General features: G+C 60.7%; 5 protein-coding genes. 3 read left to right on the forward strand and 2 right to left on the reverse strand.

Going from position 1 to position 5,192, the window contains the following annotated elements; all coding sequences use genetic code 11:
• On the reverse strand, window positions 1-2,312 hold a 2,312-nt coding region (locus AC1DU9_RS29400; protein ID WP_477811227.1), incomplete at its 3' end, for a cupredoxin domain-containing protein.
• Window positions 2,313-2,815: 503 nt separating this feature from the next.
• Here AC1DU9_RS29400 and AC1DU9_RS29405 point away from each other — a divergent pair.
• Window positions 2,816-3,538 carry a GNAT family N-acetyltransferase gene (locus AC1DU9_RS29405; protein WP_223463998.1) on the forward strand — a complete coding sequence of 241 codons (723 nt, stop codon included), beginning with the start codon at window positions 2,816-2,818 and terminating at the stop codon, window positions 3,536-3,538.
• Between the two features lie 89 nt (window positions 3,539-3,627).
• Here AC1DU9_RS29405 and AC1DU9_RS29410 read toward each other — a convergent pair whose 3' ends face one another.
• Window positions 3,628-4,068: a hotdog fold domain-containing protein gene (locus AC1DU9_RS29410; RefSeq protein ID WP_223463999.1), complete on the reverse strand. Its 441-nt coding sequence runs from the start codon at window positions 4,066-4,068 to the stop codon at window positions 3,628-3,630.
• 165 nt (window positions 4,069-4,233) lie between these two features.
• Between AC1DU9_RS29410 and AC1DU9_RS29415 the strand changes: the two genes are divergently transcribed.
• Window positions 4,234-4,854, forward strand: a complete 621-nt coding sequence (locus tag AC1DU9_RS29415) for a TetR/AcrR family transcriptional regulator (RefSeq protein ID WP_223464000.1) — start codon at window positions 4,234-4,236, stop codon at window positions 4,852-4,854.
• 163 nt (window positions 4,855-5,017) lie between these two features.
• On the forward strand, window positions 5,018-5,192 hold a 175-nt coding region (locus AC1DU9_RS29420), incomplete at its 3' end, for a transposase (protein ID WP_457266308.1).

A 5,192-nucleotide genomic window follows, 5' to 3' on the forward strand; every position in this document is an offset into this window, starting at 1 on the left:
CCATCGGTCTTGATCGTCCAGGGCTTGAAGTCCGTGCCGTTGGAGCGGCCAAAGATAAAGGTGCGGTGCCGTGCCTGGGCAAGCCGGGCGATATCCGCAGGGTCATCACGATGCAAGGGCAAGGGGATCATGAACTTGCCCTCGGGCTTGCCAGGCTTGGCGGGCTCGAAGTCGACCGGATTCATGCTGACATCCTGGCCGGTGTAAGGCTGGACGTTGAGTTGCAGGAACAGGCCCACGCCCGGGTCACCGTTGACCCACTGTGGCCCGTGGCTGGTTTGCCTGACCACGGGCAGGTACTTCTCGGAGAGTACATCCGCCAATGGAATGTCGCGTTTCGGACGCTTGCCGTCTTCATGCTCCGCAATGTTGACGAAGAAAATCTTGTCGCCCGGGCTGATGCCGTTTGTCGCGAAGTCGACGACGATGTCATAGCGCTCGGCAATGCCCAGTATCGGCAGAATGGCATTGTGGTCCTGCGTGTCGCCGTCGCCATCGAGGTCCAGGCTGCCATCGAACGGCACCGCGTGCTCCATGATATTGCCGTCGTTGGCAATCATGTGGAACGGCACCCGGTTATAGGAAACTCCGGAGTTGTTCGGGCCAGGAAACTCGCCACCATTACCACTGACCTGACGCACCACCGCCAGCGTGAAGAAGCGAGAAACCGATCCGTTGAGAATGCGGAAACGGTAGCGGCGGGCACGTACGTCCAGGAAGGGTTTGAACTCCCAGTTGGTCAGCACCTGGTCACCGAGAAAGCCGTCGGTGTTGAAGGGGTTGAACCACAACTGGCCGGTCTGGTCCCAGGCCTTGTCGGCAATCGTCAGGTTGACGTCATAGTCGCGGTTACCCCACCCCAGCCCCGAACCGCTGGGCAAGCGCAGGTTGACCCCGTCGTCGACCGCCTCGTTGCCACGGTCCACGGCGCTGTAGTAGTTCATCATCGTCGCATTGCCCTTGTAGACATTCTGCGCGGTGAAATCGAGCATGTGGTCGTGGAACCAGTGGGTGCTCATGGTTTCGCGCCAGTCGCCACGGATCTTGATGGTGCCGTTGTTGCAGGTCTTGAAGCCGGGGCTGGCGTCGTTGACGAACAGGATTTCACCGGGGTCGCACGGGAACGCGGCCCGTGGGTCCTCGGCAGTGGTGTTGATGGTGTCGTAACCGGCCAACTGGATCGGCCAGCGATAGTCGTAGTACTGKCCYGGRAAGAAGAACGCRYYGGWAAARCCRTCGCTTTCGGCSGGSGAGTGGCCGTTGTGTTCRTGGGTGGTGAGGGTGTGCAGRCCAAAGCCCATGTTGGCCGCCGGATCGATCGGCAGGGCGTTGTAGTGGCGCATCAGCGCGGCTTGACCGTAACGCACCATCAACAGTTTTGGCGGAAAGGTGCCGTCGAAGGTCCAGAGCGCCTTGTGGTTCTGAATCGGCATGTTGGGGTGAAAACGGACATTGATGCCTTTGGTGGTGCCCGCAATGACCGGGGTAATCGAGGTCTGGTTGTAGAGCCCGCCCGGCCCGAACTCACCGACGGCGTAGTTGTGCAACTGTCGGCGGTCGCGCATGCCGCTGTTGACCTGGGCGCCCGCTTGTACGGTTTTGAAGCCGACCTGCGGGAAGAATTCGTTCCAGCGCTGGTGCGACCAGCCTTTTCCTGGCGGCCGACCTTCGGCCGGCGAGCCGACCGGATGGCGGTTGAGGAAGGCTTCGATCTGCGCTTTCCACGGGTTGCGGTCCAGCACGTTGGAAAATTGCGACGGAAACGGGAACAGCCCCGGCTGGCGCATGAAGGCTACCAGCGCCGTGGGCGAAGGGCCGCTACGGGCGATGTTGCTCGGGTCCTGCGTGGGCGCCGGGCCGACGAGCGGAACCGGAAAGGTCAGGGGCGGTGCCGGCAGTGTCGGGTCGAGTTTTTCCGTGCCGAATTCTTCGAACAGCAGCAGTTGCTGCGTGTACGGCTGGGCCCCGAACAATGGGCTGGGCTTGCCATTGGTGGGGATTTTGAAGGATGTCTGCAGGGCTGGCGGCAGCACGTTGTCGGTCGTTGGCGTGGTGAGGCGGGTACCAAAAGCGCCATTGGGCAGGGCGATGGAGCCCTGGTAGACGGGTGGCATGGCCCGCAAGGCAGCCGCCGCGGCATCGAGGTCGGCCGGCGGATTGCTAAACGCCGAGGGGTCCGTCGGGGGTGGCGGGCCGAAATCATCCAGCGGTACGGCGTTGGCGTTGCCGAGGCTGATGTTGATCAGCATCACAGCGGCGATGCTCGGTTTTCGGAAAAAGCCGAGCGACTTGAGGTCAGGTGGGTTTTTCATTTTGTTTCCCTTGGCGCGCGCCGGTGTGACTGATATTCGCAATTCGCCCGATGCAAGAGGTGCGCCAAAAGCGGGGGGGCGGGGGGAGAAAAATAGCTGTTTGATATCAAACGCTTGATGGATTCGACTTTGGTCGTGGTGGCGCAGTGGGCGGGAATCCTCAACGTTGGGGGCTTCACCCACCCATTCCCCCCCACTCACACCACAGGCGGGTGTGATAGTGGACGCTCTCGCGAGCAGGCTCGATCCCACAGAAAAACGAGTTGTGGGCAAACCGCTGTCCCCTGGGGGATCGAGCCGGTTCGCGAAGACGCCTGTTAATCCAGCACAAAGTGTGCCGGACTCTGCTGCCAGTCTCGAAAACGCAACGCCTCCAGCCATAAAGCAAACGCCGGCGACGCTCATGGCGCATGAATGGGGAATGTCTGTCCATCACCTTTCGGACCGCACGTATCAGGCGCGCTATGATAGGCGGCCCTTGCCTCCCGGAGCCCGTCACCGCAATGCCCCTGATCAGCCACTTCAAGACCCCGTGCCCCGAGCACATCAATAGCCAGATCCTGCAGATGGTGGTCGACAACCTGACCGACATCAGCATGGTCGCGATCCCGCCCAGCAACCTGCTGTACAACCTCTATCAATACGCGATCGGCTATGAGGTGCACCTGTATCTGGAGGCGCTGAACGGTGAAAAGGGCATTGCCGTGGAGCTGATCGTTGCCACCGACGAAGACGATCCGCAAAAGGTGATTGGCTTTGTACTGTACCTGCCGGTGCAGGACGACCCCGAGGCGTGTGGCGTGGCCTACATGGCGGTGCAGGCCGAGTATCGGCGCCAGGGCGTGGCCCGGCGGATGCTGCGGGAAATGGTCGGCCGTTATCCCCATGCCGAGCTGACATGCGCGGTGGCCAAGGTGCCGTACTTCGAGGCGATGGGCTTCGAGGTGGTGGGCGTGCGTGCGACCCAGGTGTTGATGAACACTCGCGACCACGCCACCGATGGCTTGATGGCACTGCTGGATGTGGCGTCGATCTACAGCTCGCTGGAAGTGCGGCAGATTCATACCTATCTGCTGCAAAAGCATGGCAAGCGGGCCATGACCGACGCGGAAAAACAGCGCGACCGGCATCTGGACCAATTGACGCGCAAGGCCAATGAATTTGTGCGGGGGCGGTTGGGGGATGATGCGGTGCCGGCCGCCGGCCCTCGGTTGCGCCTGGTCTGACCGCACTCCCCCAAACACCACAGATCCCCCTGTGGGAGCAAGCTCGCTCCCACAGTTGACCGATTCGCCTGCGAAAGCTTTGTCAGCCTTCAGGCCAGCTTCACATTCATGGTAATCCGCGCCGTGAACACCTTCTTGCCCTCGGCATCGTGAATGTCCACCGGCACGATCTTGTCGCCTTCAGTGGTCCAGTCCACGGCATCCCCCTCGGCTACCGCCGTCACATCGCTCTTGGCCTTGGCCAGGTATTCGACGGTCATGCCTTTGGGAATCCAGCGTGCGCCGGCGGGAATGGAAACGTCGGTCATCATCCCGGCAGCCAGTTCGGCGGCGTTACACATGGCAATCGCATGCACCGTCCCCAAATGATTGGTGATTTCCCGGGCAAACGGCACGTGCACGGTGGCCGAGCCTTTGCGCAAATCCTTGACCAGCGGGTTGATGGTGGAGAAGTAGGGCGCCACCTGGCAGGCCATTTTGCTGAACGCTTGCGGCCCTGCACTGTTGAACATGCTGAGGAACTGACTCATTTTGATGCCTCTTGAGGATGACAGTTTGCAGAACAATGCTCCGTAACGGAATATTGTTCTGTAACGGAACAGTATTCTGTCAAAGAGAAATCTGTCAACCTAGCGCCACTTGTTCGTTGGCAATCGCCAGCCTCCAGCCATGACTTTCCTGGACTGTTTTTACGCATGGAAACCACCGACCTGCTCGAACGCTGCTACCCCGGACGACGCGCCGAACTCAAGCGCGACATCTTCAGAAAGGCCCTCGGCCTGTTCAACGAACAGGGGATCGAGGCCACCACCATCGAAATGATCCGCGCCGAATGCGATACCAGTGTCGGCGCGATCTATCACCATTTCGGCAACAAGGAAGGCCTGGTGGCGGCGCTGTTTTTTACCGCCCTCGATGATCAGGCCCGTTTGCGCGATAGCTACCTGGCTGAGGCTAAAACCACTCAATCAGGGGTGCATGCGCTGGTGCACAGTTATGTGGATTGGGTCGATAGCCAGCCGGAGTGGGCGCGGTTCCAGTACCACGCGCGGTTTGCCGTCACCAAGGGGCCGTTCAAGGACGAACTCGCCACCCGCAACAAGGTACGCAACAAGCAGTTGCTGAAGTGGCTGGGGGCACACGGCGATGAACTGGGTAGTTTTCCGGGGGAGTTGATACTGTCGCTGATCATCGGCCAGGCAGACAGTTACTGCCGCGCCTGGTTGTCGGGCCGGGTCAAGGGCAGCCCGAAGGCGTACCGGGACATGCTGGCGCAGGCGGCATGGCGGTCGCTGTGCACCGCCGAAACCCACTGAAAATCCTTCCCCTGTAGGAGCGAGCCTGCTCGCGATGACGGCGTCACATTCAACATCAATGCTGCCTGACACGCCGCCATCGCGAGCAGGCTGAACTGGCCTAATGATTTTGGACACTTCAATCGGGCGCTATGATGGCGCCCAAATCTGAGGTGTTTTGGCTATGCGTAAATCTTATTCCAGTGAGTTCAAACTCAAGGCGGCGAGCATGGTGCTGGACGAGGGACAGTCGGTTCCCGAGGTCTGCGCCAGCCTGGATATCGGTCCTACGGCCCTGCGCCGCTGGGTCGACCAGGTTCGGAAGGAACGTTTGGGCTCGACTCCGGTGGGCGCTAAGG

The sequence above is a fragment of the Pseudomonas sp. P4_C1 genome, from assembly GCF_056402155.1.